At 66.3% G+C, this 24721-nt stretch carries 20 protein-coding genes and 1 pseudogene; 18 read left to right on the top strand and 3 right to left on the bottom strand.

Features of this window, described 5'->3' with window-relative positions; translation table 11 throughout:
- Nucleotides 1–98 precede the first annotated feature (98 nt).
- Genes VOI27_RS05995 through VOI27_RS05970 form a run of 6 tightly spaced genes read left to right on the top strand, consistent with a single transcriptional unit; the run spans nt 99 to nt 7800 of the window.
- Nucleotides 99–1712: a GMC family oxidoreductase gene (locus VOI27_RS05995; RefSeq protein ID WP_323764404.1), complete on the top strand. Its 1614-nt coding sequence runs from the start codon at nt 99–101 to the stop codon at nt 1710–1712.
- Nucleotides 1713–1734: 22 nt separating this feature from the next.
- A complete protein-coding gene (locus tag VOI27_RS05990) occupies nt 1735–2691 on the top strand; it encodes an ABC transporter permease (protein WP_323764403.1) in 957 nt (318 codons plus the stop codon).
- 40 nt (nt 2692–2731) lie between these two features.
- Nucleotides 2732–3763 carry a sugar ABC transporter substrate-binding protein gene (locus tag VOI27_RS05985; RefSeq protein WP_323764402.1) on the top strand — a complete coding sequence of 344 codons (1032 nt, stop codon included), beginning with the start codon at nt 2732–2734 and terminating at the stop codon, nt 3761–3763.
- 54 nt (nt 3764–3817) lie between these two features.
- The gene (locus tag VOI27_RS05980) at nt 3818–4798 is read left to right on the top strand and encodes an ABC transporter permease (RefSeq protein WP_323764401.1); all 981 of its coding nucleotides are present in this window, start codon (nt 3818–3820) and stop codon (nt 4796–4798) included.
- Complete coding sequence (locus VOI27_RS05975) at nt 4795–6324, top strand: sugar ABC transporter ATP-binding protein (RefSeq protein WP_323764400.1); 1530 nt, start codon at nt 4795–4797, stop codon at nt 6322–6324. The genes VOI27_RS05980 and VOI27_RS05975 overlap by 4 nt, the downstream gene beginning before the upstream one ends.
- A gap of 39 nt (nt 6325–6363) precedes the next feature.
- Nucleotides 6364–7800: an aldehyde dehydrogenase family protein gene (locus tag VOI27_RS05970; RefSeq protein WP_323764399.1), complete on the top strand. Its 1437-nt coding sequence runs from the start codon at nt 6364–6366 to the stop codon at nt 7798–7800.
- Between the two features lie 45 nt (nt 7801–7845).
- Here VOI27_RS05970 and VOI27_RS05965 read toward each other — a convergent pair whose 3' ends face one another.
- Nucleotides 7846–8943: a mandelate racemase/muconate lactonizing enzyme family protein gene (locus VOI27_RS05965; RefSeq protein WP_323764398.1), complete on the bottom strand. Its 1098-nt coding sequence runs from the start codon at nt 8941–8943 to the stop codon at nt 7846–7848.
- Between the two features lie 142 nt (nt 8944–9085).
- Here VOI27_RS05965 and VOI27_RS05960 point away from each other — a divergent pair, with 142 nt between their 5' ends.
- The 4 genes from VOI27_RS05960 (at nt 9086) to VOI27_RS05945 (ending at nt 14327) form a co-directional block, all read left to right on the top strand.
- Entirely contained in the window at nt 9086–9820 is a 735-nt protein-coding gene (locus VOI27_RS05960; RefSeq protein WP_323764397.1) for an FCD domain-containing protein, read from the top strand.
- A 238-nt stretch (nt 9821–10058) separates the two neighbouring features.
- Nucleotides 10059–11093, top strand: a complete 1035-nt coding sequence (locus tag VOI27_RS05955) for a zinc-dependent alcohol dehydrogenase (protein ID WP_323764396.1) — start codon at nt 10059–10061, stop codon at nt 11091–11093.
- A 3-nt stretch (nt 11094–11096) separates the two neighbouring features.
- The gene (locus VOI27_RS05950; RefSeq protein WP_323764395.1) at nt 11097–11867 is read left to right on the top strand and encodes an SDR family oxidoreductase; all 771 of its coding nucleotides are present in this window, start codon (nt 11097–11099) and stop codon (nt 11865–11867) included.
- Between the two features lie 111 nt (nt 11868–11978).
- Nucleotides 11979–14327 carry a Tex family protein gene (locus tag VOI27_RS05945; protein WP_323764394.1) on the top strand — a complete coding sequence of 783 codons (2349 nt, stop codon included), beginning with the start codon at nt 11979–11981 and terminating at the stop codon, nt 14325–14327.
- Between the two features lie 280 nt (nt 14328–14607).
- Here the strand turns inward: VOI27_RS05945 and VOI27_RS05940 are convergent, their stop codons facing one another.
- Together VOI27_RS05940 and VOI27_RS05935 are read right to left on the bottom strand one after the other, a co-directional pair.
- Nucleotides 14608–15714 carry a Xaa-Pro peptidase family protein gene (locus VOI27_RS05940; RefSeq protein WP_323764393.1) on the bottom strand — a complete coding sequence of 369 codons (1107 nt, stop codon included), beginning with the start codon at nt 15712–15714 and terminating at the stop codon, nt 14608–14610.
- Between the two features lie 108 nt (nt 15715–15822).
- The gene (locus tag VOI27_RS05935) at nt 15823–15993 is read right to left on the bottom strand and encodes a hypothetical protein (protein WP_323764392.1); all 171 of its coding nucleotides are present in this window, start codon (nt 15991–15993) and stop codon (nt 15823–15825) included.
- A 449-nt stretch (nt 15994–16442) separates the two neighbouring features.
- Here VOI27_RS05935 and VOI27_RS05930 point away from each other — a divergent pair, with 449 nt between their 5' ends.
- The 8 genes and pseudogenes from VOI27_RS05930 to VOI27_RS05895 all read left to right on the top strand — a co-directional run bounded on the left by VOI27_RS05930 (nt 16443) and on the right by VOI27_RS05895 (nt 24483).
- Entirely contained in the window at nt 16443–17168 is a 726-nt protein-coding gene (locus VOI27_RS05930; protein ID WP_323764391.1) for a ribonuclease activity regulator RraA, read from the top strand.
- Between the two features lies 1 nt (nt 17169).
- Nucleotides 17170–18690 (top strand): aldehyde dehydrogenase (NADP(+)), encoded by a 1521-nt coding sequence (locus VOI27_RS05925; RefSeq protein WP_323764390.1) that lies wholly within the window; start codon nt 17170–17172, stop codon nt 18688–18690.
- Between the two features lie 574 nt (nt 18691–19264).
- Nucleotides 19265–20230, top strand: a complete 966-nt coding sequence (locus tag VOI27_RS05920) for a tripartite tricarboxylate transporter substrate binding protein (protein WP_323764389.1) — start codon at nt 19265–19267, stop codon at nt 20228–20230.
- Between the two features lie 165 nt (nt 20231–20395).
- Nucleotides 20396–20800, top strand: a complete 405-nt coding sequence (locus tag VOI27_RS05915; protein ID WP_323764388.1) for a tripartite tricarboxylate transporter TctB family protein — start codon at nt 20396–20398, stop codon at nt 20798–20800.
- A gap of 3 nt (nt 20801–20803) precedes the next feature.
- Nucleotides 20804–22327 carry a tripartite tricarboxylate transporter permease gene (locus VOI27_RS05910; RefSeq protein WP_323764387.1) on the top strand — a complete coding sequence of 508 codons (1524 nt, stop codon included), beginning with the start codon at nt 20804–20806 and terminating at the stop codon, nt 22325–22327.
- Between the two features lie 114 nt (nt 22328–22441).
- A complete protein-coding gene (locus tag VOI27_RS05905) occupies nt 22442–23143 on the top strand; it encodes a FadR/GntR family transcriptional regulator (protein ID WP_323764386.1) in 702 nt (233 codons plus the stop codon).
- An 81-nt stretch (nt 23144–23224) separates the two neighbouring features.
- Nucleotides 23225–23329 (top strand): annotated as a pseudogene (locus VOI27_RS05900) (IS5/IS1182 family transposase); the annotation flags it as partial.
- Between the two features lie 230 nt (nt 23330–23559).
- Nucleotides 23560–24483, top strand: coding sequence for a Gfo/Idh/MocA family oxidoreductase (locus tag VOI27_RS05895; RefSeq protein WP_323764385.1), 924 nt, complete (start codon nt 23560–23562; stop codon nt 24481–24483).
- The last annotated feature ends 238 nt before the right edge of the window (nt 24484–24721 follow it).

The raw sequence follows: 24721 nt of genomic DNA, 5'->3' as shown, positions 1-24721 counted from the left end.
GTATTGACAGCTTGGGGCCGATTTGGCAGGTATTGAGCAACATTTGGTCTTACCAAATGCGTGACCGGCAGGAGGGTCGGTCACCGGGGAGGGGTGGCTTGGACAGATACGACCATATCGTGATCGGTGGCGGATCGGCGGGCAGCGTGGCTGCCGCGCGGCTGGTCGAGGGCGGCGCCAAGGTGCTGCTGCTCGAGGGCGGGCATCACCACCGCCATCCGCTGCTCGACATGCCGCCGGGCGTGTTCAAGCTGCTCAGGAACGGCTCGAAGTTCTTCCGCACCCATACCTCCGTCCCGCAGCCCCAGCTGGGCGGCCGCCAGACCGAGATCCCGCAGGGCAACGTCCTGGGCGGCGGCTCGACGGTGAACGGCCAGGCCTACGTGCGTGGCCGGCCGCAGGATTACGACGGCTGGCACGAGATGCTGCGCGGTACCAATGATGCGGTAAGCTGGGCGTGGGACGCAGTGCTGCCGCACTTCAAGCGGCTCGAGGGAAACCGTCGGTTCAACGATGATCTGCATGGCTGCGACGGGCCGCTGACGGTCTCGGACCCGGGGCACATCGACGATATGGCGCGTTGGTTCGTGCAGGCGCTGCAGGCGCAGGGCGAGCCCTTCAACCCCGATTTCAACGGCAAGAGCCAGCGCGGCGCGGGATTCTTCCAGTTCACCTACGACAAGGGCCAGCGCATCTCGGCCGCCTATGCCTTTCTCGATCCGCTGAAGGGCAACCCGAAGCTGACGATCCGCCTGCAAAGCGCGGTACAGCGCGTGCTGATCGAGGCCGGCCGGGCGGTGGGCGTGGTCTACAAGGACAAGTCCAGCGCGGAGCATAGCGTGCGTTCCGATGGCGAGGTGATCCTCTCGGCCGGCGCGCTAGTGACGCCGCAGATCCTCATGCTCTCGGGCCTTGGCCCCGCCGATCACCTGCGCGAACACGGCATCGAGGTCACCGCAGATCTGCCCGGCATAGGTCAGAACCTGCAGGACCACCCCGACGTCTCGATCGTCGCGCGGGCCAATGGAAAATATGGCTATCACAAGCAGGACCGCGGCTGGAACATGCTGCGCAACGGCGCGGAGTTCAAACTCTTCGGCCGCGGCCGCATCACCACCACCGGGCTCGAGGCCGCCTGTTTCGTCAACCCCACCGACCCCGAGGCGCTGCCTACGCATGAGGCCTATTGCATCCCGGTGATGTATCTCAACGCCGAGCAGGCCAGGACCATCCCCGAGGATTATGGCGTGTCGATCCAGATGGTGCTGCTCAAACCGCAGTCGAGGGGCGCGTTGAAGCTGGCCTCGGCCAATCCCGATGACATGCCGCTGGTGAACCCGAACTTCCTGTCAGACAGCCGCGACATGGACGAGATGGTCACGGGGTTGCGCTACTTCCGCGAGACGCTGAACCAGACGCCGCTGGCCAGTCGCATCGCCGAGGTGGTGGCGCCCAAGGATTACTCCGACTCCGCCCTGACTGAGCACTGCCGCCGCGTGGTCAAAACCAATTTCCACCCCGCCGGCACCGCGAAAATGGGTGCCGATGGCGACCCGATGGCGGTGCTCGATGCGCGGATGCGGGTTCGCGGGATCGATGGCCTGCGGGTCTGCGACATGTCTGCCGTGCCCGAGATCCCTGCCGGCAATACCAACGCCCCCGCCATGGTTCTGGGCGACCGCTGCGCCGAGATGGTGCTGGGGCGGCTGTGACCGGATGAGAAAGGACAAACCCATGCCTGAAGTCGGACGTCTCCTGCGCGAGAAGAACATTATTTTCGTCACCCTCGCGCTGTGCCTAGTGTTCTTTCTGATCAGCCCGCGGTTCCTGAGCCTCGACAACATGTCGGCGATCTCGCGCCAGATCGTGCCCATCGGGCTGATTGCGCTGGGGCAGTACTTCGTTGTCGTCTCGGGCAATATCGACCTGTCGATGGGCATGGGCTCGGTGCTCTTTGCCATCGTGCTGGGGGTGTTCTTCGGCCTGACCGGCGGCGTGGCGCTCGGCATCGTCGCCGTCATCGTCTGCTCGCTGGCGCTGGGGTTCTTCAACGGGGTGCTGGTGGCCAAGCTCAAGCTGCCGGCCTTCATTGTCACGCTCGCGATGCTGTTCAGCGCCCAGGGCCTCTCGGGCCTGATCATCCCGCGCGGGCAGCAGATCTTCCTGATGGGCGATTTCTTCCGCTTCGTCGGCGCAGGCAAGGTCATGGGGCTCTACTGGTCGTTCCTGTTCCTCGTGGCGCTCTTTGCGCTGGCTTACGTGGTCTACAACCACACCCGCTGGGGCGCCTATGTGGTGGCCATCGGCAACTCCGAGGAAAACGCGCGGTTGGCCGGTATCGACGTCGACCGGGTCAAGATCGGCGTCTTCATGTTCTCGGCGCTCTGCAGCGGGCTGGCAGGGATCGTGTTGTCCTCGCGCATGGGGTTCGTGCAGCCGGGGCTCGACGGCAACGGCCTGCTGCTCGACGGCATCGCCGCGATCATCATCGGCGGCACGCTGATCCTTGGCGGTCGCGGCACCATCGGCGGCGCCTTCTGGGGGCTGCTGTTCATCGGCGTCATCAACAACGCGCTCAACCTGCTGAATGTCGAGGACGTCTGGCACCAGGTCTTCAAGGGCGCGGTGATCCTCGCGGCGCTGGGGGCCAACTGGGTGCTCTGGCAGTCCCGGCAGGTCGAGGCGCACTGACAAAATTACCAAAGACCCATCAACAAGGAGGAGACTACAGATGACTTTCAAACGGACACTCGCCAGCACGCTGGCGCTGGCCACCGGGTTTGCCGGCACCGCGATGGCGGCCGAGGACACGCTCGACATCGTGTTCATCAACGACGGCCATGTCGCGCCCTATCACGTCGCCTGGCTGTCGGGCTTCGAGGATGCCATCGAGGCCTATGACGCGGCCTTCGAGGATGTGAAGATCACCGGCCGCTGGCTTTCGGCCGAGGGCTCGCTGGAGAAGATGATCCAGCAGACCGAGGTGACGATCAACGAAAAGCCCGACGTGATGTTCGTCAACGCCATCAACGTCGACGCCTTCGAGCCGTTGGTGGCCAAGGCGCAGGAGGCCGGCATCACCTGGATCGCGGTACATTCGCCGATGGAGAGCGCGGACTACAGTTTCACTTTGGGCGACGTGGAGAACGGCACCAACCAAGGGCGCGCGATGTGCGCACTCTCGGGCGGCGAGGCCTACAAGGTGGCGGTGATGCTGGGCCAGGCGGGCAACCCGTCGGGCGAGGCGCGGCGCGAAGGGATCATGAAAGGCATCGCCTCCTGCGACAACGTCGAGGTGGTGGCCGAACAGCCGGCCGACTGGGACACGGTCAAGGCGCAGTCCATTGCCGAGAACTGGCTGACCCAATACCCCGATCTCGACGCCATCTCGGGCGTGACCGATGCCTACATGTACCCGTCGATTGCCATCGCCACCAACTCGGGCAAGGATCTGGAGTTCTTTGGCTATGACGGCGACATCCCGATCCTGCAGCAGATGCAGGACGGTCCGGTCAAGGCCGATATCCTGCTGTCGGGCACCCGCGAGGGCTGGAACTTCGTGCAGATGGCCTATCGCCTCCACAAGGGTGAGACGCCCGAGAAGGTCTATGACTTCTTCACCCCGCTGGTGATGAGCGAGGAGAACCACAAGCTGGCGCTGGCCAACGGCTTTCCCGAGGACGTCGAGGTCTATTACGTCGACCAGGCGCTCGACGTGGCCGCCAAGGGCTTTCTCGAGTTCGGCCCGGACTCGGTGAAGTAACGGGATGACAGGGGCGGCCCGGCCGGGCCGTCCCGACACCGGGGAGGAGAGACCATGACCACCGCCACCGCCACGACGCCGCCACGGCCCGGTTTCAGGCTCGACAGCCTGGCCCGGCGCTATCTGTTTCTCATCGGGTTGATCGTGATCGCCTCGGTGGGCTTCGGCATCGCCAACGAGAACTTCTATTCGCTGGCCAATATCGGCATCCTGCTGCGCTCGATCGCGGTGCTGTTCCTGCTGTCGATGGGCATGACCTTTATCATGCTGACCGGCGGGATCGACCTCTCGGTCGGCTCCAACGTGGCGTTTTCAGGCGGTGTGGGCGTGGTTGCGCTGACCGCCACCGGATCGGCGCCGCTGGGATTCGCCGCCGCCGTCGCCGCCGGCATGGCCATCGGCGCGATCAACGGCGTCTTCATCGGCCGGCTCAGGCTCTCGGCCTTCATGGTGACACTGGCGACCTATGCGCTGGCGCGCGGCATGGCGCTGGTGATCTATGACGCGGATTCGATCAATGTCTCCGACGCCGCCTTCCTCTGGCTCGGTGGGGTGAGCTGGGGCAACATGCCCGTGGTCATCCCCTTCGTGGTGCTGGTCTTCGTGGCGCTTTCGGTGCTGCTCTATGGCTCCACCTTCGGCCGCGACGTCTATGCCGCCGGATCGAACATCAACACCGCCTTCGTGCTGGGCCGAAGGCCCGAGCGCACGCTGGTCTGGGTCTACGTGCTTTCCGGCGCGCTGGCCGGCCTTTCGGCGATCATCACCGTGGGCCGCGTCTCTTCGGGCCAGCCGTGGGCCGGGCTCTATCTCGAGTTCGACGCGATCACCGCGGTGATTCTCGGCGGCACCTCGCTGTTTGGCGGACGGGGCCGGCTCTTGGGCACCATCCTCGGCGTCCTGCTTTACGGCATCATCATCAACGGCCTCGTGCTGACCGGCACCAATCCCTATTTGCAGAGCCTGATCAAGGGGATGATCCTGCTGGGCGTGGTGCTGCTCGACACGCTGGTGCAGCGGAGGACCGCGCAATGACCAAACAATCGGGGACCAAGCGGCTCGACATGAAACGCATCGGCAAGAGCTTCTTTGCCACTCGCGCCCTCGACGAGGTGACCTTCACCTGCCACGCGGGCGAGGTGCATGCGCTGGTGGGGCTGAACGGCGCCGGGAAATCGACGCTGATGAAGATCCTCGGCGGCGTCTACCAAAGGGACGAGGGCGAGATCGAGATCGACGGTGCGCCGGTCGAGATCACCGCCCCCTCCGACGCCGGGGCGCAGGGCATCGCGATGATCCACCAGGAGCTGTCGCTCATCAACGAGCTCACGGTGTCGGGCAACATCTTCCTCGGGCGCGAGCTGCGCCGCGGCAGAACGCCTTTCATGAACACGCGCGAGATGGCGGCGCAGGTGCGCGCCCAGCTCGACCGCTTCGGGCTGAAGCTCGACCCCAATCGCAAGGTGGCCGAGCTGAACTCTGGCGAGAAACAGATCGTCGAGATCATCCGCGCGCTGATGTCCGACGCCTGGTTGATCGTGATGGACGAACCGACCTCGGCGCTGTCGGAGGAGGACAAGGAGATGCTTTTCGATTTCATCCGCAAGATGAAGGAAGAGGGCATCGCGATCATCTACATCTCGCATCACATGCCCGAGATTTTCAGCATCGCCGAACAGGTCACAGTGATGCGCGACGGGGTGATCGTGCTGTCCGAGCGCACCGCAGAGACCTCGGAGGATCACGTCATCCGGTCGATGACCGGCACCGAGCTGGATCACTTCGTCAAGCCGCACAAGGACATCACCGGCCAGACCATCCTGACGGTCGAGAACCTCACCCATCCCGGCGCCTACGAGGATATTTCGTTCAGCGTCCATGAGGGCGAGATCGTGGTGATGACCGGTCTGCGCGGCTGTGGCGCGCCGGAGCTGGCCAAGGCGATCTTCGGGCTGGAGGACGGTTACGAGGGCCGGATCAGCTATTTCGGCCGGCCGCTGAAGCCCGGCCGCGGCCCGGCACAGGCGGTGGCCGAGGGGATGGGGTTGGTGACGGAAAATCGTGACAAGAACGGCATCCTGCCGCCGCTGTCGGTGCGCGACAATATCGCGCTGCCCTACCTCGAGAAATCGGTGAAGGCCGGGCTGATCGACGGAAGCCGGATCGATGCACTGGTGAGCAAGGCGATCCGCGACACCTCGACCAAGACCGCCTCGCCGGAGCAGGAGATCCGTTTCCTGTCGGGTGGCAACAAGCAGAAGATCTGCTTTTCGCGCTGGCTCGATCCGGACCTGAAACTGCTGATCCTGCTCGAGCCCACCCGCGGCATCGATGTCCACGCCAAGGCCGACATCTACCGCATCATCGAAGACCTCGCCGGCCGTGGCGTCGGCATCCTGATCCTGTCGTATGAGATCGACGAAGTCATCATGCTCGCCGACCGGGTGCTCACCCTCTACCAGGGCGAAACGGTGGCGGAATACGCCTATCCCGGGTTCGACAAGGACCGGATGCTGGCCGACATGGCCGGGGCCGGTTTCAGGGCAGGGCAGGGGCACTAGCCCCGCCCGCCCCCACCCTCACGCATAAGGACCTCCGACATGACCACCTATTACAAGGCGTTCATCGCCAATGACTTTACCGATGCCGCCAGTGGCGAGCGCCGCCCGGTGCGCAACCCCGCCACCGGCGCGGTCTGGGCTGAGGTGCCGGAATGCGGTCCCGAAGACGCCAAACGCGCCATCGCGGCGGCAGAGGCGGCGCGCCGCGACTGGGCGCGTCTGCCCTCGGTCGAGCGGGCCGGGTACATCTACAAGATCGCCGAGGCGCTGCGCGCCGAGCGCGATCATTTCGCGCGGCTCCTGGTGATGGAGCAGGGCAAGCCGCTGGCCGAGGCCGGCGCCGAGGTCGACGACACCATCCGCTACATGACCTATGCCGCCGAAGCCGCGCGCCGCATCCAGGGCGAGATCCTGCCGGCGGATGCGGCGGGCGAGCAATTGTTCATATACCGCGTGCCCTACGGCACCACGCTGGGCATCTGCGCCTACAACTACCCGCTGGCGCTGATCGGCCGCAAGCTCGGCCCTGCGCTGGTGACCGGCAACGTCATCGTGATCAAGCCGCATGAGGCGACCCCGGTCACCGGCAGCGAATTCTGCCGGCTGGTGCAGGGCGCGGGCCTGCCGGCGGGTGTCGTCGGGCTGGTCACCGGCGGCGGCGCCGAGCTGGGATCGGCGTTGGTCTCGAACCCCGCCACACGGCTGGTCAGCGTCACCGGTTCGACCCGCGCCGGGCAGGCGATTGCGGCGGCAGCGGCGCAGAACCTCGCCGCGCTGTCACTGGAACTGGGCGGCAACGCGCCCTTCATCGTGCTTGAGGATGCCGATCTCGATGCCGCGGTCGAGGCGGCCGTGGTGGCACGCTTTGCCAATGCCGGACAGGTCTGCATCTGCAACGAAAGCGTGCTGGTGGCCGACAGCGTGGCCGAGGCCTTTACCGAAAAGCTGCTGTCCCGGGCAGCGCAGGTCAGGCTGGGCGATCCGATGAAGAACGCCGGCATGGGCCCGGTTTCGACCGAGGGCGCGCTTGACCGGATCGAGGCTTTGGTAGAGACCTCCGTCGCCTCGGGCGCCCGGGTGGCCCTCGGCGGCCGGCGCGGCCGCGGCGATTTCGCCACTGGCAACTGGTACGAGCCGACCGTTCTGCTCGACGCGCAGCCCGACACGCCGGCGGTGGCCGAAGAGATCTTCGGGCCGGTGATGCCGGTGGTGCGGATCGGCGGGCTCGAGGATGCGCTGCGCATCACCAATGCCCGCCCAGACGGGCTCTCGGCCTATCTCTGGACCCGCGACGCCGGCAACTATATGCGCGCCATCCACGAGCTAGAGACCGGCACAATCTTTCTTAACAAAGGAATTTCAGGCTACGTGCAGGGCTATCACAACGGTCACAAGCGCTCTGGCCTAGGCGGAGAGGATGGCATTCACGGGCTCGAGGGGTTCTTGCAGAAGCGCACCGTCTACATGCAGTACTGACACGGCGTCCGTCGGGTGGGCAGCATTGCCCACCCATGGCGCGGATTACGCTGTCGGGTCATGCGCCGCGCGCAGCTTGTCATAGTCGAATTCCACCCCGATCCCCGGCGTCGAGGGCGCCACCGCCAGGTGATCCTCGATCACCAGCGGCCGCGTGGTATAGGCGTCGATCGGAAAGCTGTGCACCTCGATCCAGCCGGCATGGGGCTGCGAGGCCACGAGGCTCACGTGCAGCTCCTGCATGCCGTGGCTGCAGACCGGGATGCCGGCCTCGCGGGCCATCTCGGCGACCTGCAGCCAGCCGGTGATGCCGCGGCAGTTCGAGGCGTCGGGCTGGATGAACGAGAGCTGCGACTGCGCCAGCGCCTGTCGGAATTCATGCGCCGTGTGCTGGTTTTCCCCCATCGCCAGCGGGCAGCCGGTGGCCTCGGCGATGCGGCCGTAGCCGGCATAATCGTCGGGATCGATCGGCTCTTCGAACCACAGCACGTCGAGTTCCTTGAATGCCTTGGCCGCCGTGATCGCTTGCTCGACCGAGAGCGCGTAGTTGGCATCGACCATGAAAGCCACATCCGGCCCGATCAGCGCGCGCACCGCGCCGGCGCGGGCCAGGTCTTCGGCCAGGTCGGGCTTGCCGACCTTGATCTTGACGCCGTTGAACCCCTGGTCGAGATAGCCCTGCACGGAGGCCAGCAGCTTGTCCTGCGAGTAGTTCAGGTCGATCCCGCCGCGATAGGCGCGACAGCGGTCAGAGGTGCCGCCCACGACCTGCCACAATGGCTGACCCAGATCGCGGCATTTCGCGTCCCAGAGCGCGATGTCGATGGCGGCGATGGCGAAACTGTCGATGCCGCCGCGACCGACGTAATGGATGTGCTTGCCCATCTCGGCATGCAGCGCCGCAATGTCACCCGCCTCGCGGCCCTTGAGCCAACCGGCGAAATCATGTTCGATCATCGCCAGGATCGCATGGCCGCCCTTGCCGCCGGTATAAGTATAGCCGGTGCCTCTGGTGCCGGTGTCAAGCTCGACCGTCGCGATCACCAGTTCGAAATGGCTGTGATCGCCATGCATCGCGTCGCTGAGAACCTCGGCCAGGGGCAGATTGAACAGTTCGGCTGTGACGGCGGTTACCTTGGGCATGTGACGCTCCTCCTGTGCTGAATATGGTCTTACCAAAATAATGGAGCGACGGTCAATGCGGCATATGGCCTAGCGTCATCAGGCGTTTGGTCTGTCCATATCCAGCGCTTGATCCGCGAAATCACCCATGGGATAAACCTGCATGAGTGACCTACAGCCAGCCTCCGCCGAACCCGCCACCGTCCCGCGCGAGAGCGCGGTCAATCGCGTTGTGGCGGCAATCGAGGCGCAGATCCTCTCTGGCGAGTTGAAGGACGGCCAGTCCCTGCCGGCCGAGCGCAGCATCACCGAAGCCATGGGCGTCAGCCGCCCGGTGGCGCGCGAGGCGATCAAGGTGCTTGGCAGCAAGGGGCTGCTCGAAATCCAGCCGCGTCACCGCCCGATCGTGCGCAAGCCCGACGCCGAGACGGTGATGGACGTGCTCGGCGGTCTGGTCGGCCATCTGACCGGCCAGACCGGCGGTGTGCGGCAGATCTTCGACCTGCGGATCTTTGTCGAGGCGGGGTTGGTGCGCCAGGCTGCGACCGGCGCAGGCAAGGCCGATATCGCGCGGCTGCGACAGGCGCTCGAGGCCAATCAGGCCAGCATCGACGACTCGTTGGCGTTCTACGAGACCGACACCGCGTTTCACGGCGTTCTCTACTCGATCCCCGGCAACCCGATCTTTCCGGCGATCCACACTGGCTTCAGCGACTGGCTCGATGCCCGTTGGCGACAGATGCCGCGCCTGCCAGAGCGCAACCGGCAGAACTACGAGGCGCATGCGCGGATCCTTGAGGCGATCCTCGACCGCGACCCCGATCGCGCCGAGCAGGCCCTGCGCGACCACCTCGAATCGGCCTGGAATCAGGTGCGCGACACCTTCGACGACCTGTAATCGCTGCTTGCAGGATGCGAGGCATGCCGCCCCTAGGGCGGGGGTCCGGGGCAGCCATAGCGCGCTAAATCCTTGGTATTTGGTCATACCATCCCTTGGCAATGCTCGCGATATGGGGGCTAGGTTCATGCATCCTTGACTCATGCGCCCTAATTTGGTCTTACCATATCAAGCCCGCGAGAGGCCGGCGTTTACTACGCCGTGCCCCAGGGCCCCGACCAGAGGAGACGCCCCCAAGATGACCGCCCCCCAGATCACTGCCGCCGTCTACCGCGGCGACCAGCGCTTTGCCGTCGCCCAAAAGCCCGCCCCGACGCCGGAGCCCGGCCAGGTTGCCGTCCGCATCGCCTTTTGCGGCATTTGCGGCACCGACATGCATGTGTTCCACGGCAACATGGACGCCCGCGTCGGCTTTGAGCGCATCATCGGCCACGAGATGTCCGGCACTGTCGAAGCGCTCGGCGACGGAGTCGATGGTCTGACCAAGGGCCAGAAAGTCGTCGTTCGCCCGCTCGATCACTGCGGCGACTGCCCGGCCTGCACTGCCGGCCACAGCCACATCTGCCACAACCTCAAATTCCTCGGCCTCGACACCGACGGCGCGATGCAGGAGGTCTGGACGGTCCCGGCCCACACCCTGCACGCGCTGCCGGACGACATGCGGCTTGACCATGCCGCGCTGATCGAGCCGGTGGCGGTGGCCTGCCATGACGTGCGCATGTCGGGCCTCAGGACGGGCGAAGACGTGGTGGTGATCGGTGGCGGGCCGATCGGGGTGCTGGTCGCCATGGTGGCGCGCGAGGCCGGCGGCAAGGTGGTGATCTCGGAGGTCAACGAGAACCGGCTTGCCCTCGCCAAAGACATGGGGTTCGACGTGGTGAACCCGGCCGGGTCCGATCTGGTCGAAGAGATAACCCGACGCACCGACGGCAAGGGCGCCGATGTCGTCTTCGAGGTCTCCGGCAGCCAGCCGGGCGTCGACGCGATGACCGATGTGGCCGCCACCCGCGGCCGCGTCGTCATGGTGGCGATCCACGCAAAGAAACCGACGGTCGACATGTTCCGCTTTTTCTGGCGCGAGTTGCAGCTGATCGGCGCGCGGGTCTACGAGCCGCAGGACTACGACCGGGCGATTTCGCTGGTGGCCTCTGGTGCGATTGCCGCCGACAAGGTGATCACCGACGTCAGCCCGCTGTCGCAGATCCAGCAGGCCTTCGAAGCGCTCGACGCCTCGCCGACCGCAATGAAGAGCCTGATCAAGGTAGGAGCCTGAGCCATGACCGTGTTGAAATCCTTTGACCTTTCCGGAAAGACCGCGCTGGTGACCGGCTGCAAGCGTGGCATCGGCCGTGGCATGGCCGAGGCGCTGGCGCAGGCCGGCGCGGACATTGTCGGCGTCTCCGCCTCGCTCGAGACCTCCGGCTCCGAAGTCGGCGCGGCGGTCGAACAGCTCGGCCGCAGCTTCACCGGCTACCAATGCGACTTCTCCGACCGCGCCGCGGTGACCGCCTTCGCGGCGCAGCTCGAGACCGACGGCATCGCACCCGACATCCTGATCAACAACGCCGGCACCATCCGGCGCAAGCCCGCCGCCGAACACCCGGACGACTGGTGGGACGAGGTGCTCGAGGTCAACCTCTCGGCGCAGTTCGTCCTGTCGCGCGACGTGGGCCGCGGCATGGTTGCGCGCGGCGCCGGCAAGATCATCTTTACCGCCTCGCTGCTGACCTTCCAGGGCGGAATCACCGTGCCGGGCTATGCCGCGTCCAAGGGCGGCATCGGCCAGCTGACCAAGGCGCTTTCGAACGAATGGGCGGGCAAGGGTGTCAACGTCAACGCCATCGCGCCGGGCTATATCGCCACCGACAACACCCAGGCGCTGCAGGACGATCCCGACCGCTCGAAAGCCATCCTCGAGCGCATTCCCGCCGGGCGCTGGGGCCGGCCCGAGGATTTCGCCGGCCCGGTGGTCTTTCTGGCCTCCAGCGCCTCGGACTATGTCAACGGCGAAATCCTGACCGTGGATGGCGGCTGGATGGGGCGGTAATCCGCCAGCGCAGGCGGGGGGCTCGATATCACGCGCCCCCCGCCTGCCTTTGCTCTGGCGTGGCGCCCGGCAGACCGGTATGACTTCGGTCCCGAACGACAGGAGCCTTCCTTGAGCCAGATCCCCGCCCAGACCGCCACCCGCATCGCCCGCACCATCGCCAGCGAGATCGCCGCCGATCCGCGCCAGGTGGAGGCCGCCACCGCGCTGCTTGACGGGGGCGCCACGGTGCCCTTCATCGCCCGCTACCGCAAGGAAGTGACCGGCGGGCTGGATGACACCCAGCTGCGCACCCTGGGCGACCGGCTGGTCTATCTGCGCGAGATGGAGGCGCGGCGGACCTCGATCCTCGAGACCATCAGGGGCCAGGGCAAGCTGACCGACGATCTCGCGCGCAAGATCGCCGGGGCCGAGAGCAAGGCGACGTTGGAAGACATCTACCTGCCGTTCAAGCCCAAGCGCCGCACCAAGGCGATGATCGCCCGCGAGAACGGGCTCGAGCCGTTGCTGCGCGCCATCCAGACCGACCGCCGCGCCACGCCGCAGGCGCTGGCCGAGCGCTACCTTGGCGAGAATGTCGAGACGGCGAAGGCGGCGCTCGACGGGGCGCGCGACATCCTCGCCGAAGAGCTGTCTGAGGATGCCGACCTGCTGGGCCGGCTGCGGGAGTTCATGAAATCCGAGGGCCGGGTGGTGGCGCGGGTGCAGAAGGGCAAGGAAGAGGCGGGGGCGAAATTCTCGGACTACTTCGACCATACGGAGAAATGGGCCGACATGCCGGCGCACCGGGCGCTGGCGGTGCTGCGCGCCTCGAAGGAGGGGATCCTGACGCTCGACATCGAGCCCGACCCCGAGACCGGCACCGAGCGCGCCACCGGCATCGTCGCCCGCGCCATCGGCATCCCCGGCGACGGGCCCGGCGACCAATGGCTGCGCGAGGCGGCCGGCTGGACCTGGCGGGTCAAGCTGAGCCTGACCATGTACATGGACCTGCTGACCGAGCTGCGTCGCCGCGCCCATGACGAGGCGATCCGGGTGTTTTCCCGCAATCTCAAGGACCTGCTTTTGGCCGCGCCGGCCGGCGCCAAGACGACGCTGGGCCTCGATCCCGGCATCCGCACCGGTGTCAAGGTGGCGGTGATCGACGCCACCGGCAAGCTTCTGGACACTGCCACGATCTATCCCTTCCAGCCCAAGCGCGATGTGCGCGGTTCGGAAGAGACCCTGCTGCACCTGATCGCCAAGCATGGTGTCGAGCTGATCGCCATCGGCAACGGCACCGCCAGCCGGGAGACCGAGAAACTGGTGGGCGAGACGCTGAAGCGGCTGCCCGCCGGGCCTCAGCCTACCAAGGTGGTGGTCTCAGAGGCCGGCGCCTCGGTCTATTCCGCCTCGGAACTGGCGGCGCAGGAGTTTCCCGGGCTCGACGTGAGCCTGCGCGGCGCGGTGTCGATTGCCCGCCGCTTGCAGGATCCGCTGGCCGAGCTGGTCAAGATCACCCCCGAAAGCATCGGCGTCGGGCAGTACCAGCACGACGTCGACCAGCGGCAACTGTCAAAGGCGCTGGAAGCGGTGGTCGAGGATGCGGTGAACGCCGTGGGCGTCGATCTCAACACCGCCTCGGCGCCGCTGCTTGCGCATGTGGCGGGGCTTGGCCCCTCGCTGGCGCAGGCGATCGTGGCGCATCGTGATGCGCAGGGGGCGTTTCCCTCGCGCAAGTCGCTGCTCAAGGTCTCTGGCATCGGGCCGAAGGCGTTCGAGCAGGCCGCCGGTTTCCTGCGGATCAACGACGGCGTCGAACCGCTCGACGCCTCTTCGGTCCACCCCGAGGCCTATGACGTGGCGCGGCGCATCGTGAAGGCCTGCGGCCGCGATATCCGCCAGATCATGGGGCAGGAGAGCGTGCTCAAGGGGCTGCGGGCCGAGGATTTCACCGATGCCAGCTTTGGCCTGCCGACGGTGCAGGATATCCTTGCCGAGTTGCAGAAGCCCGGCCGCGACCCGCGCCCCAGCTTCAAGACCGCGAGCTTTGCCGAGGGGATCGAGACGATCACCGACCTCAAGTCCGGCATGTCGCTCGAGGGCACGGTGACCAATGTCGCGGCCTTCGGCGCCTTTGTCGATATCGGCGTGCATCAGGATGGTCTGGTGCATGTCAGCCAACTGGCCGACCGGTTCGTCAAGGATCCGCATGAGGTGGTCAAGGCCGGCGACGTGGTGCGCGTGCGGGTGACCGAGGTCGACGTGCCGCGCAAGCGCATCGGCCTGACCATGCGCAAGGACGGCGGCGCGGCGCAGGGTGGCAAGGGCGCGCGGGATGAGCGCGCGGCGCCCAAGGGTGGCAAGGGCAATCCGGGGCGCAAGGGCACGGCTGCGGGCAAGTCCGCGCCGGCGAAATCGCAGGGCGGCGGACAGGGCGCTCTGGGCGCTGCGCTGCTTGATGCGATGAAAAAGCGCTAGGGGTCAGGGCGACCGGGAGGTCCCGGATCAGGTCCGGGACCGGCGGGGAAGGGCCTGCCCGTTTCGACGTTTGATACGGGTGCCGCGTGCAGCCTCTGCGTCGCGCCGGGCCAAAGACTGCCCGCGAGGTGCGGCTGCAACGGTTGCTTTAGCCACTTTATGCCAGCCAAGTCCGTCCAACGACGCAGGTAACCCTCTGCCGCACGCAAAGCGGCAGCCCGGAGCGCAGGCAGCCGCTGGCCCGGCGGGCCGCGCCCTTGGTCCCGGGCTGGGGGCCTTGTCAGCCGCAGCGCCGCATGTCGCGGGGCATCTCCGAGAAGATCTCCGGGCCGCCCTCGCGCAGGATCACGATCTCTTCGAGGCGGACGCCGAACCTGCCGCTGAGGTAGATGCCGGGCTCGATCGAGAACACATTGCCCACGGCCAGCACAGCATCGGAATTGGCGGCGATATAGGGCGGCTCGTGCACGTCGATGCCGAGCCCGTGGCCGGTGCGGTGCAGGAAGCTCTCGCCATAGCCCGCTGCGGCGATCACGTCGCGCGCCGCCTTGTCGATGTCACGCGCCGCGACACCGGGTTTTGCGGCGTGAAGCGCTGCCTGAACTGCGTCTTCCACCACGTTGAAAACCTTGGTGTAGTCTTCACTGGGCGTGCCGAAGAAGCCGCAGCGGGTCATGTCCGACGGGTAGCCGTCCAATCGGCAGCCGGTGTCGATCAGAACGGCGGTGTCAGGCGTCAGCGGCGTGTCGCCGGGGGTGTGATGCGGAAAGGCGGCCGAAGCGCCGAAGCAGACCGAGCAGAACACCAGGCTGGCACCGTTGGCCTTGTAGTGATCCTGAATCAGCGCCACCACCTCGCGCTCGGTCATGCCCTCCTTGAGCGCCGCGAACGCCGCCGCGACGGCGCTGTCGTTGAGCAGATGTGCGGCCTTGATCGCTTCGTATTCCTCGGTGTCCTTGGCGGCGCGGAGCAGGCCCACGGTATCCTCGGTAAAGCGGCGCTTGGGCGCGTCCATCGCATCGACCAGACGCAGGGCAAAATCGGCGCGCATGGTCTCGTCGAGCACCACCGAAAGGCCACGGCCGGTGGCATTGCACTCGGCCAGCAGCGCATCGAGCGCGGCCTCGGGGCCGTCGTCGTCGCGCCATGTGCAAAACGGCAGATCAGTGTCGCGGCGCGCGGCGTCGGCGTTCAGCGCCGGCATCAGGAAGCCGGCGTGGTCCTGGCTGACCAAGAGCATCACCGGGCGTTCGTCGCCATGCGGGTGCACGCCCGACAGCCAGGCCATGTGGCTCGAGGGGCCGAGCGCCACCAGATCGGTGCCGGTCTCGGCCATGCGCGCGCGCAGGTTGGCAAGGCGGGTGGCGGTGCGGGGAAAGGCGGTCATGCGGGCTCCATTGCGTGCGGAAATAGGCCGCCGTGGGGGTCTGCGGCTTGAAAGTCTGAGATCAGACCTTATTTCCAAGCTGGTCGTAAACGAAGTCCGAGGTCGTGCCTAGCCCGAGACAGGCTTGTCCATCGCCATCTGGGAAGCGGCCTGGAACCTGATCACGCTCGGCGAGCTCTCCTGCACCGCGGCCTGAAGCGCGCGGGACATCTCGAACCGCGCGTCCGGGGCAGCCTCCGACAGCGCCGCCATGGTGGACTTGTTCAGCGCGTCCGGCACCGCCCAGGCGTTGCGCCAAGTGGTGATAGGGGCAGCGGAGCGCTGGGAATTGTCGGAGGCGTAGGCTGGGTCATGCCCTCCCCGTGAGGCCGAGGACCGCAAGAGACCGCGGGCTGGGGGCAGGGGGCCAGATCGCGGGGGGGCTTTGTCCGGGTGGACGGCGCTGACCTTTGTTGGCTTGATGGCGTTGGGGCGCTGACTCCAAGAAGCCTCCGTCTCTTTTCTGTTCGCGGACCGGGAGCGAGAGGGCTCAGACCTTTGGATTTGTAATTTAACTGAACTGACCTGTCCCCATACGGCGGAAATCTCTCTATTTGCAGGTCCGATTGATTACAAATGTTGACACATTTGTGGCTGTCCTATACGTCTCCAGACAACTTGGACGGCGCCCGGGAGGGGCCGGGCCTCAGGCAAACAAGGCTGCACACGGCCGGACGAAGGAAAACACCATGAGCGATTACATCTTGTCCCCCGAAACCCGTGACAAACTCAAGAAGGTGTCGACCGCCTCGGTCGCCACGGCGCTCTACAAGCGCGGGCTGCGCCAGCAGTTCGTGCAGGGTGTCGCCCCGGTCGAGCGCAAGGCGGTGACCATGGTCGGCCAGGCCTTCACCCTGCGCTACATTCCGGCGCGCGAAGATCGCAACCCGATCACCGTGTTCCGCGACCGCGATCACAAGCAGCGGGTCGCCATCGAGACCTGCCCCGAGGGCCATGTGCTGGTGATGGATGCGCGCAAGGACAGTCGCGCCGCCACCGCCGGCTCGATCCTGATCACCCGGTTGCAGAACCGCGGCGCTGCCGGCGTGGTCTCTGACGGGGGCGTGCGCGATGCCGCCGGCATTGGCGCGCTCGACATGCCGGCCTATTTCGCCTGCCCCTCGGCGCCCACCAACCTCACCCTGCACGAGGCGATCGAGATCAACGTACCGATCTCCTGCGGCGATGCGCCGGTGTTCCCGGGCGACGTCATGCTGGGCGACGGCGATGGCGTGATGGTGATCCCGGCGCATCTGGCCGACGAGATTGCGGTTGAATGCACCGAAATGGAATCCTACGAGGATTTCGTGCTCGAACAGGTGAACGAAGGGGCCGGGATCATCGGCCTCTACCCGGGCACCGACGAGGAAAACCTCGTGAAATACAACGCATGGCGCGAAAAGACAGGACGATAACATGACATTCACTCCCCACGGACAGCACTGGATTGCCGGCACCCGCGTCGGCTCCGACAGCACGTTCTCTTCTGCCCCCGCCACCGGCTCCGGCTTTGACTTCTCCGCAGGCTCGCCCGAGCTGGTATCGCAGGCCTGTGCCGCGGCCGATGCCGCCTTTGCCGGCTTTGCCGCGACATCGCGCGAGGACCGGGCCAAGCTGCTCAACACCATCGCCGACGAGATCGACGCCCGCGGCGACCAGATCACCGAGATCGGCAGCGCCGAGACCGGCCTGCCAGAAGCCCGCCTTCAGGGCGAGCGCGGCCGCACCACCGGCCAGCTGCGGCTGTTTGCCGAGCATATCCTCAAGGGCGACTACCTTGACCGCCGCCACGACGCAGCACTGCCCGACCGCCAGCCGCTGCCGCGGCCCGATCTGCGGATGATGCAGCGTCCGGTCGGCCCGGTCGCGGTCTTCGGTGCCTCGAACTTCCCGCTGGCCTTCTCCACCGCCGGGGGTGACACCGCCGCGGCGCTGGCCGCCGGCTGCCCGGTCGTGGTCAAGGGCCACGGCGCGCACCCCGGCACCGGCGAGATCGTCGCCGATGCCATCGTCGCAGCGCTCGACAAGCTGGGCATGGACGCCGGCATCTTCAGCCTGGTCCAGGGCGGCACCCGCGCGGTGGGCGAGGCGCTGGTGACCGACCCGCGGATCAAGGCTGTGGGCTTCACCGGCTCGCTCGGCGGCGGTCGCGCGCTCTATGACCTCTGCGCCAAGCGCCCCGACCCGATCCCGTTCTTCGGCGAGCTGGGCAGCGTCAACCCGATGTTCGTGCTGCCAGAGGCCGCCGTCGCCCGCGGCGCCGAGCTCGGCACCGGCTGGGCCGGCAGCCTGACCATGGGCGTCGGCCAGTTCTGCACCAACCCTGGGATTGCCATCGTGGTGGACGGGCCCGAGGCCGATGCCTTCACCGCCGCCGCAACCGAGGGGCTCAAGGCCGTGGCCGGCCAGACCATGCTGACCGACGGCATGGCCGACGCCTATCGCAGCGGCGCCCGCAAGGTCTCCGAGGGGGCCGGGGTCAAGTCTCTGCTGACCACTGCTTGCGAGGGCCGCTCTGCCGCGCCCTACCTGTTCGAGGTTTCGGCCGATGACTGGATCGCCAACGAACAGCTGTCGGAAGAGGTCTTTGGCCCGCTTGGCCTGGTGATCCGGGTCAAGGACGCGGCGCAGATGCAGGCGGTTGCGGCAAGCTTCAAGGGCCAGCTGACCGCGACGCTGCAGATGGACGACGGCGACATCGACCTGGCGCGCGCGCTGCTGCCGGTGCTCGAGCGGATGGCCGGACGGGTTCTGGCCAACGGCTTCCCCACTGGTGTCGAGGTCTGTGATGCCATGGTTCATGGCGGGCCGTACCCGGCAAGCACCAACTTCGGCGCGACTTCGGTGGGTACGCTGTCGATCCGCCGTTTCCTGCGGCCGGTGTGCTACCAGAACCTGCCCGACGCGCTCCTCCCGGCCGATCTGCGCGATCTCTGAGCGGTTCCGCTTGCGGCACCGAAAGGCCCGCCGCCGCGCCCTGGCGCGGTGGGCGGGCCTTTTTTATGCGAAGGTGCCAGGGCTTACGGCCAAGCCGGCGGAGGCTTCTCACAGATTTGTCGCAGAAGCAGTAAGTTGTAGTTTGAGTGAACAGGTTTGTCTGGATATTTGACCTATCAACCCACAAATCGGTCATTTTTTGTGTTGATTTGTAAAATACAGCACAGTAGTGTGACGCAAGTTCTCTCGCAGTCCGGCCTTTGGCCTCACGCCGCGAGGGGGCGAGGACTCGGTAATATATGGGAGGGTGTTATCAGTCGCATTCAAGGCGCGGCGCTTGCCGTGTCTTTCACGAGCGCGACGGTCTGACGAGACGCGGGGTGGCTCTGCCCTTCGCGATTGCGTCCGGTCCCGAGCGCACAGGCGATGGCCGGGCGGATTGCCCGATATCGCTTCCCTCTACTGCCAACATCGACGCCGGACCGGCGAAGCGATCCGCTTCGCAGGCCAGTCCGGCGCGTGCAATTTGCCAGACTTGTCTGGTTCCCGACATCTGTGAAGGAGGAACAGGTTCATGATTCCCACGTCCCTGAAAAGCAAACTTACCCTGGCGCTTGGCGCTTGCATCATCGGCACCACGGTCGCCGCGGCGGATTTCCCGACCCGCGACATCCGCCTGATCGTGCCGTGGCCCGCCGGCGGCGGCGCCGATGCGATCTCGCGCAAGATCAGCAACATCGCCGAGCAGGACCTGCCGAAGTCGATCTACGTGGAAAACATCGCCGGCGCGGTGACCGCCACCGGCCTGATCCAGATGACCAACGCCCGTCCCGATGGCCACACCGTCGGCGTGCTGACCTATGACAGCATCATCACCCTGCCGCGCGGCCAGATGGTGCCGGGCTACTCGCTCGACAACATGACCCCGATCGCCCGCATCACCTCCGAGGCCGATGCCATCGTCGTTTCCAAGCACTCGGGCATCGAGAGCTTCGAGGACCTGGTGGCCCGTGCCAAGGAAAACCCCGGCGAAGTGCGTCTCGGCGTGGCCCCCAAGGGCTCGGGTCCGTATCTTTCGGCGATGCAGCTGGAAAACCTGCTCGACGTCGATTTCAACGTCATCACCTATGCCGGTTCGTCCAGCGCCGAAGCCGAGGCGCTGCTCTCGGGCGAGCTTGACGCGGCGATCTCGTCGCTGGGCGATTTCAGCGGCATCCTGTCGTCGGGCGACGCCAAGGGCGTGGTCGAGCTGACCTCGGTTCAGAACGCGACCTACACCGACGTGCCGACGCTGAAATCCAAGGGCTACGACCTGCAGACCGGCAGCTTCATCGTGCTGGCGGCCCCGGCCAACACCCCCGAAGAGGCGGTCGAGACCCTCGAGACCACCTTCAAGGCGGCCTATGACAGCGCCGAGTTCCAGGACTGGCTGGCACAGATCGGCGTGACCGCCGACTGGCTCGGCTCCGACGAGGTCGTTGCCTGGATCGACGAGCTGCAGGACAAGACCTTTACCCTGATGGACGAACTGGAGCTGTAAGCCCGGCTCTCCGATATCCTCATGCCTCCGACCGTCAGGCCGGGGGCATGGCCCCGAGGGGCTGGCGCCGCAAGCCGCCGGCCCCGATGCCCCTCACCACACCCATCGCGGGAGAAGACGATGCTTTTGAACAGGCAGCTGTTATTTCTATATGTCATCCTGGCCGTGTCTGTCGGATATCTGATCTCGGCCCTGAGCCTCGGCGCCCCGATCTCCGAGAGCGGGTTGACGCCGTCGTTCTTCCCCATCCTGGTGGGGGCCGCGGCGATCCTCTTTGCCGCCGTGCTGATCCTTCAGCAGCTGCGCGCCACGTCCGCCCCCGAAGAGGAGGCGGCCCCGGCCAACTACACCCACCTCTGGGTGGCGGTGGCGATCTTCGTCTATATCCTCGGGTTCAAGCCGCTGGGGTATTTCCTGTCGTCCTATCTCTTCGTGCTGGCGCTGATCGTGATCTTCTCGTCCTTCGAGAAGCTCTTGATCAAGCTCGTCATCTCCGCCGCGATTGTCGGGATCGCCTATCTCATGTTCCAGCAATTGTTCGGGGTCCGCCTCCCGACGCTGTGGGGGTAACTCATGGATTTCATCTTCCTCGTCTTCAGCAGCTTCTCGCTGCTGGCCGACCCGTTCAACCTGACCTATGTCATCCTGGGCTTCGTGATCGGCACGATCTTTGCCGCAATTCCGGGCCTGACCGCGACGCTGGCGATGGCGCTGCTCTTGCCGCTGACCTACACGCTCAACGTCGAGACCGCGCTGATGGCCTGCGCCAGCATCTACATGGCCGGCATGTGCGGCGGCTCGATCACCGCCACCACCATCAACATCCCCGGCGCGCCGTCGTCGATGATGACCGCGCTCGACGGCTATCCGATGCAGCAGCAGGGCAAGGGCGCGCTGGCGCTGGGCCATGCCGCTCTCGGCTCGATGTTCGGCGGTGCCGTGGGCGCGCTGCTCCTGATTGCCGTGGCGCCCTTCGTGGCCGAGCTGTCGCTGCTGGTAAAGACCACCGGCAAGTTCTCACTTCTGGCCTTCGCGCTGATCGTCGTGGTGATCGCGCAGCGCGGCCGCATTCCGCAGGCCGGCCTCGCCGCCTGCATCGGTCTGATGCTGGCCACCGTCGGGCTTGACGCGATGGAGCCGATCACCCGCTTCACCTATGGCTATTCCAACCTGACCGCGGGCATCGACCTGATGCCGGTGATCATCGGCACCTTCGCGATCGCCGAAGTGCTGATGCAGGCCGCCTCGTCACGCGACATCTCCGCCGCCACCGCCGCTGCCGAAAAGGTCAAGATCCGCCGTCGCGACTTCCTGCCGCCGCTGTCGGACATCCGCAAGATCGGCTTCGGCGTCTACTTCAAGTCCTGCCTGATCGGCTATTTCGTCGGCACCCTGCCGGGCGCTGGCGGCTCGATGGGCTCGTTCCTGGCCTATACCGAGACGGTCCGCACCTCTGACGAGCCCGAGACCTTCGGCAAGGGCAACCCCAAGGGCATCGCCGCCTCGGAAAGCGCCAACAACGCGGTCTGTGGCGGGGCGATGGTGCCGATGCTGACCTTCGGCATCCCGGGCGATCCGATCACCGCGATCATGCTCGGCGTTCTGGTGATCAACGGCATCCAGCCGGGACCGCAGCTGATGTCCGACCAGGCCGGGCTGATCGCCCCGATGCTGGCGGCGCTGCTGTTCTCGGCGGTGGTACTGATCCCGCTGACGCTCTACCTGATCGGGCCGTATTTCATCAAGATCGTCTCGGTGCGCAAGGATGTGCTTTATGCGGTGATCGCGCTGCTGGCCGTGGTGGGCAGCTATGTCGCGACCTATTCCACCTTCCAGATGTTCATGGCGCTCGGTATGGGGGTCTTGGCCTTCTATCTGCGGCGCAATGGCTTCCCGGTGATCACCATGCTGCTGGGCTATATCCTCGGACCCAACCTCGAGGAATTCCTGCGCCGCTCGCTGGCGCTGTCGAACGGCGATCCGACGACCTTCTTCACCAATCTCGACAGCCTGTTCTTCGTGGTGCTGACGCTGGTCTTCGTCTACTTCCTGGTGATCCGCAAACCCGCCGCGAAACCGACCGCGGCCGCCGGGTAAGACTGCGGCCCGCCCCGGGTGCCACGGCAGCCGGGGCAGGCGCGCCAAGAGCTCGGGACAACGGGCCGTCGGCCGGTCTATACTGCCCTCAAGACCAGACCACAGGAGACCAGCGTGTCAGAGACCCGGCGCCCTTCACTGGCCGATCAAGTGTACGATCAGCTGCTGGCGAAAATCCTCGAAGAGGAATACCCGGTGCACAGCCGGCTGCCGGCCGAAGAGGTCTTGGCGCAGACCTTCGGCGTCTCGCGGCCGATCGTGCGGGCGGCGCTGTCGCGGTTGCGCGATGACGGCATCGTCCAGTCGCGCCGGGGCTCGGGCAGCTACGTGATGCGCCGGCCCGACCGCCAACTGATCAGCTTCGTGCCGCTCGAGTCGGTCTCTGACGTGCAGCGCTGTTACGAGTTCCGCATCGACGTCGAAGGCGCCGCAGCGGCCTGGGCCGCGCGGCGCCGCGACGACGAGGACCTGGCGGCGATGGACCGGGCCTATCGCGAGCTGGAACGGACCTACCAGCAGAACGCGCTCGGCGTCGATGCCGACCAGAAGCTGCACCTGTCGATTGCGCGCGCCTCCAAGAACCCGCTGTTTGCCTCGGTGCTGGAGTCGCTGAGCGAGCAGATCGCCTATGGCGTCAAGCTCTCGCGGTCGCTGACCCTGCTCGACACGCCGGTGCGTCAGGAAGTGGTGCTGGCCGAGCATCGCGCGGTGCTCGAGGCGATCCGCCTGAAACAGCCCGAGGTCGCCCAGGCCACCATGCGCCACCACATCACCGCGGCCAAGGACCGGATGTTCGTCGGCACCCACGACACCTAGGGACAGAACGCGTTGATTTCCGTCATGCTACATGTTTCACGGCTCTGAAAACGGCCCGGTGACACGAGCGACCTTTTCTGGCTGAAGGATGCGCCGATCGCGCCTCTGGCCCCGTTCTTTCCGAAGTCGCATGGCAAACCCCGGGTTGGAAACAAGCGTGTCTTGAGCGGCATCATATCCTTGAATTTCACAGCCGGCGACAGGATCAAGGTGGACGTCGAGCGACGCCGGTTGCATCTTGGTGGCCCTGACGCAAAGGTGCAGGCGCGGCGCGCAGTCTGAACCCCGCGCCACGATTGCGCCAGGCACGGTTATGCCTGGCTGCATCAGGCGCATGTGGACGGCGACGATACCGGCGCTGACCTCGATTCTCTCAAGGGCTGTCGCGGCGCGCCGGTCGGAAAGGACAGTCACTGATGAAAGTTGCCCTCGTAGGCATCGGCAAGATCGCTGTGGACCAGCACGTTCCCGCGATCACGGGAAGTCCGGATTGGGAACTGGCCGGCACGGTCAGCCGTCATGGCGCGGTCGAGGGTGTCGAGGCGTTCACCGACTTGGGCGAGATGCTGGACGCGCGGCCCGATATCCGCGTCGTCTCGCTCTGCCTGCCGCCGGTGCCGCGGTTCGACTACGCGATGCAGGCGCTGGCGGCCGGGCGTCATGTGATGCTGGAAAAGCCGCCCGGCGCGACGCTGGCCGAGTGCCACGCGCTGGACGCGGCGGCGCGCAAGGCCGGACTGACGCTTTATGCGACATGGCATTCGCGCGCGGCCGACATGGTGGCCGCGGCCAAGGCCTGGCTGGCAGACAAGGCGCTGACCCGGCTGACCGTCACCTGGAAGGAGGACGTCCGCCGCTGGCACCCCGGTCAGGACTGGATCTGGGAGCCGGGCGGGCTCGGCGTCTTCGATCCCGGCATCAACGCGCTGTCGATCCTCACCGAGATCCTGCCTGACCCGCTGCATGTCACCGAGGCGCGGCTCGACGTGCCCGAGAACCGCCAGACCCCGATTGCCGCCAGCTTGGGCTTTCACCACCCCGGCGGGGCCGAGGTCAGCGCCGTCTTCGACTGGCGCCCGGAGGGCGCGCAGATCTGGGAGATCGAGGCGGTCACCGAGGGCGGCACCCTCAAGCTGACCGAGGGCGGCGCGCATATGACCGTCGACGGCAGCACCAGCTGCACGGCGGCGGCGCTGTCCGGCGAATACCCCCGGCTCTACGCCCGCATGGCCGAGCTGGTCCGGGACGGGCGCTGCGATGTCGACCTGCGGCCAATGACGCTGGTGGCGGATGCCTTCACGCTGGGTCGGCGGGTGCCCGTCGCCGCGTTCCACGACTGAGCCAAAGACCCCCCTAATTGTCAGCCGACCGCCGGCGGCCCCGGCCGGCGCACCTGCTTCCTTTTCCGCTACACCAAGACACTGGTCCGGCTGAGGCGGGGTTGATCCCGGACTTCGAAGGCGTGCGAAGATAGATCGCACGCGAGCGCAGCACTGTGTTCGGGCTGCGGGACGTCTCCGACCGGGGTGAGCGCCCGTCCTTTTCGGCCCGGATGCGTGTGACCCCGCCTCGATGCAG

Source organism: Marinovum sp., from assembly GCF_034669705.1.
Lineage (GTDB): Bacteria > Pseudomonadota > Alphaproteobacteria > Rhodobacterales > Rhodobacteraceae > Marinovum.
This window is presented reverse-complemented; position numbering and strand designations above follow the sequence as displayed.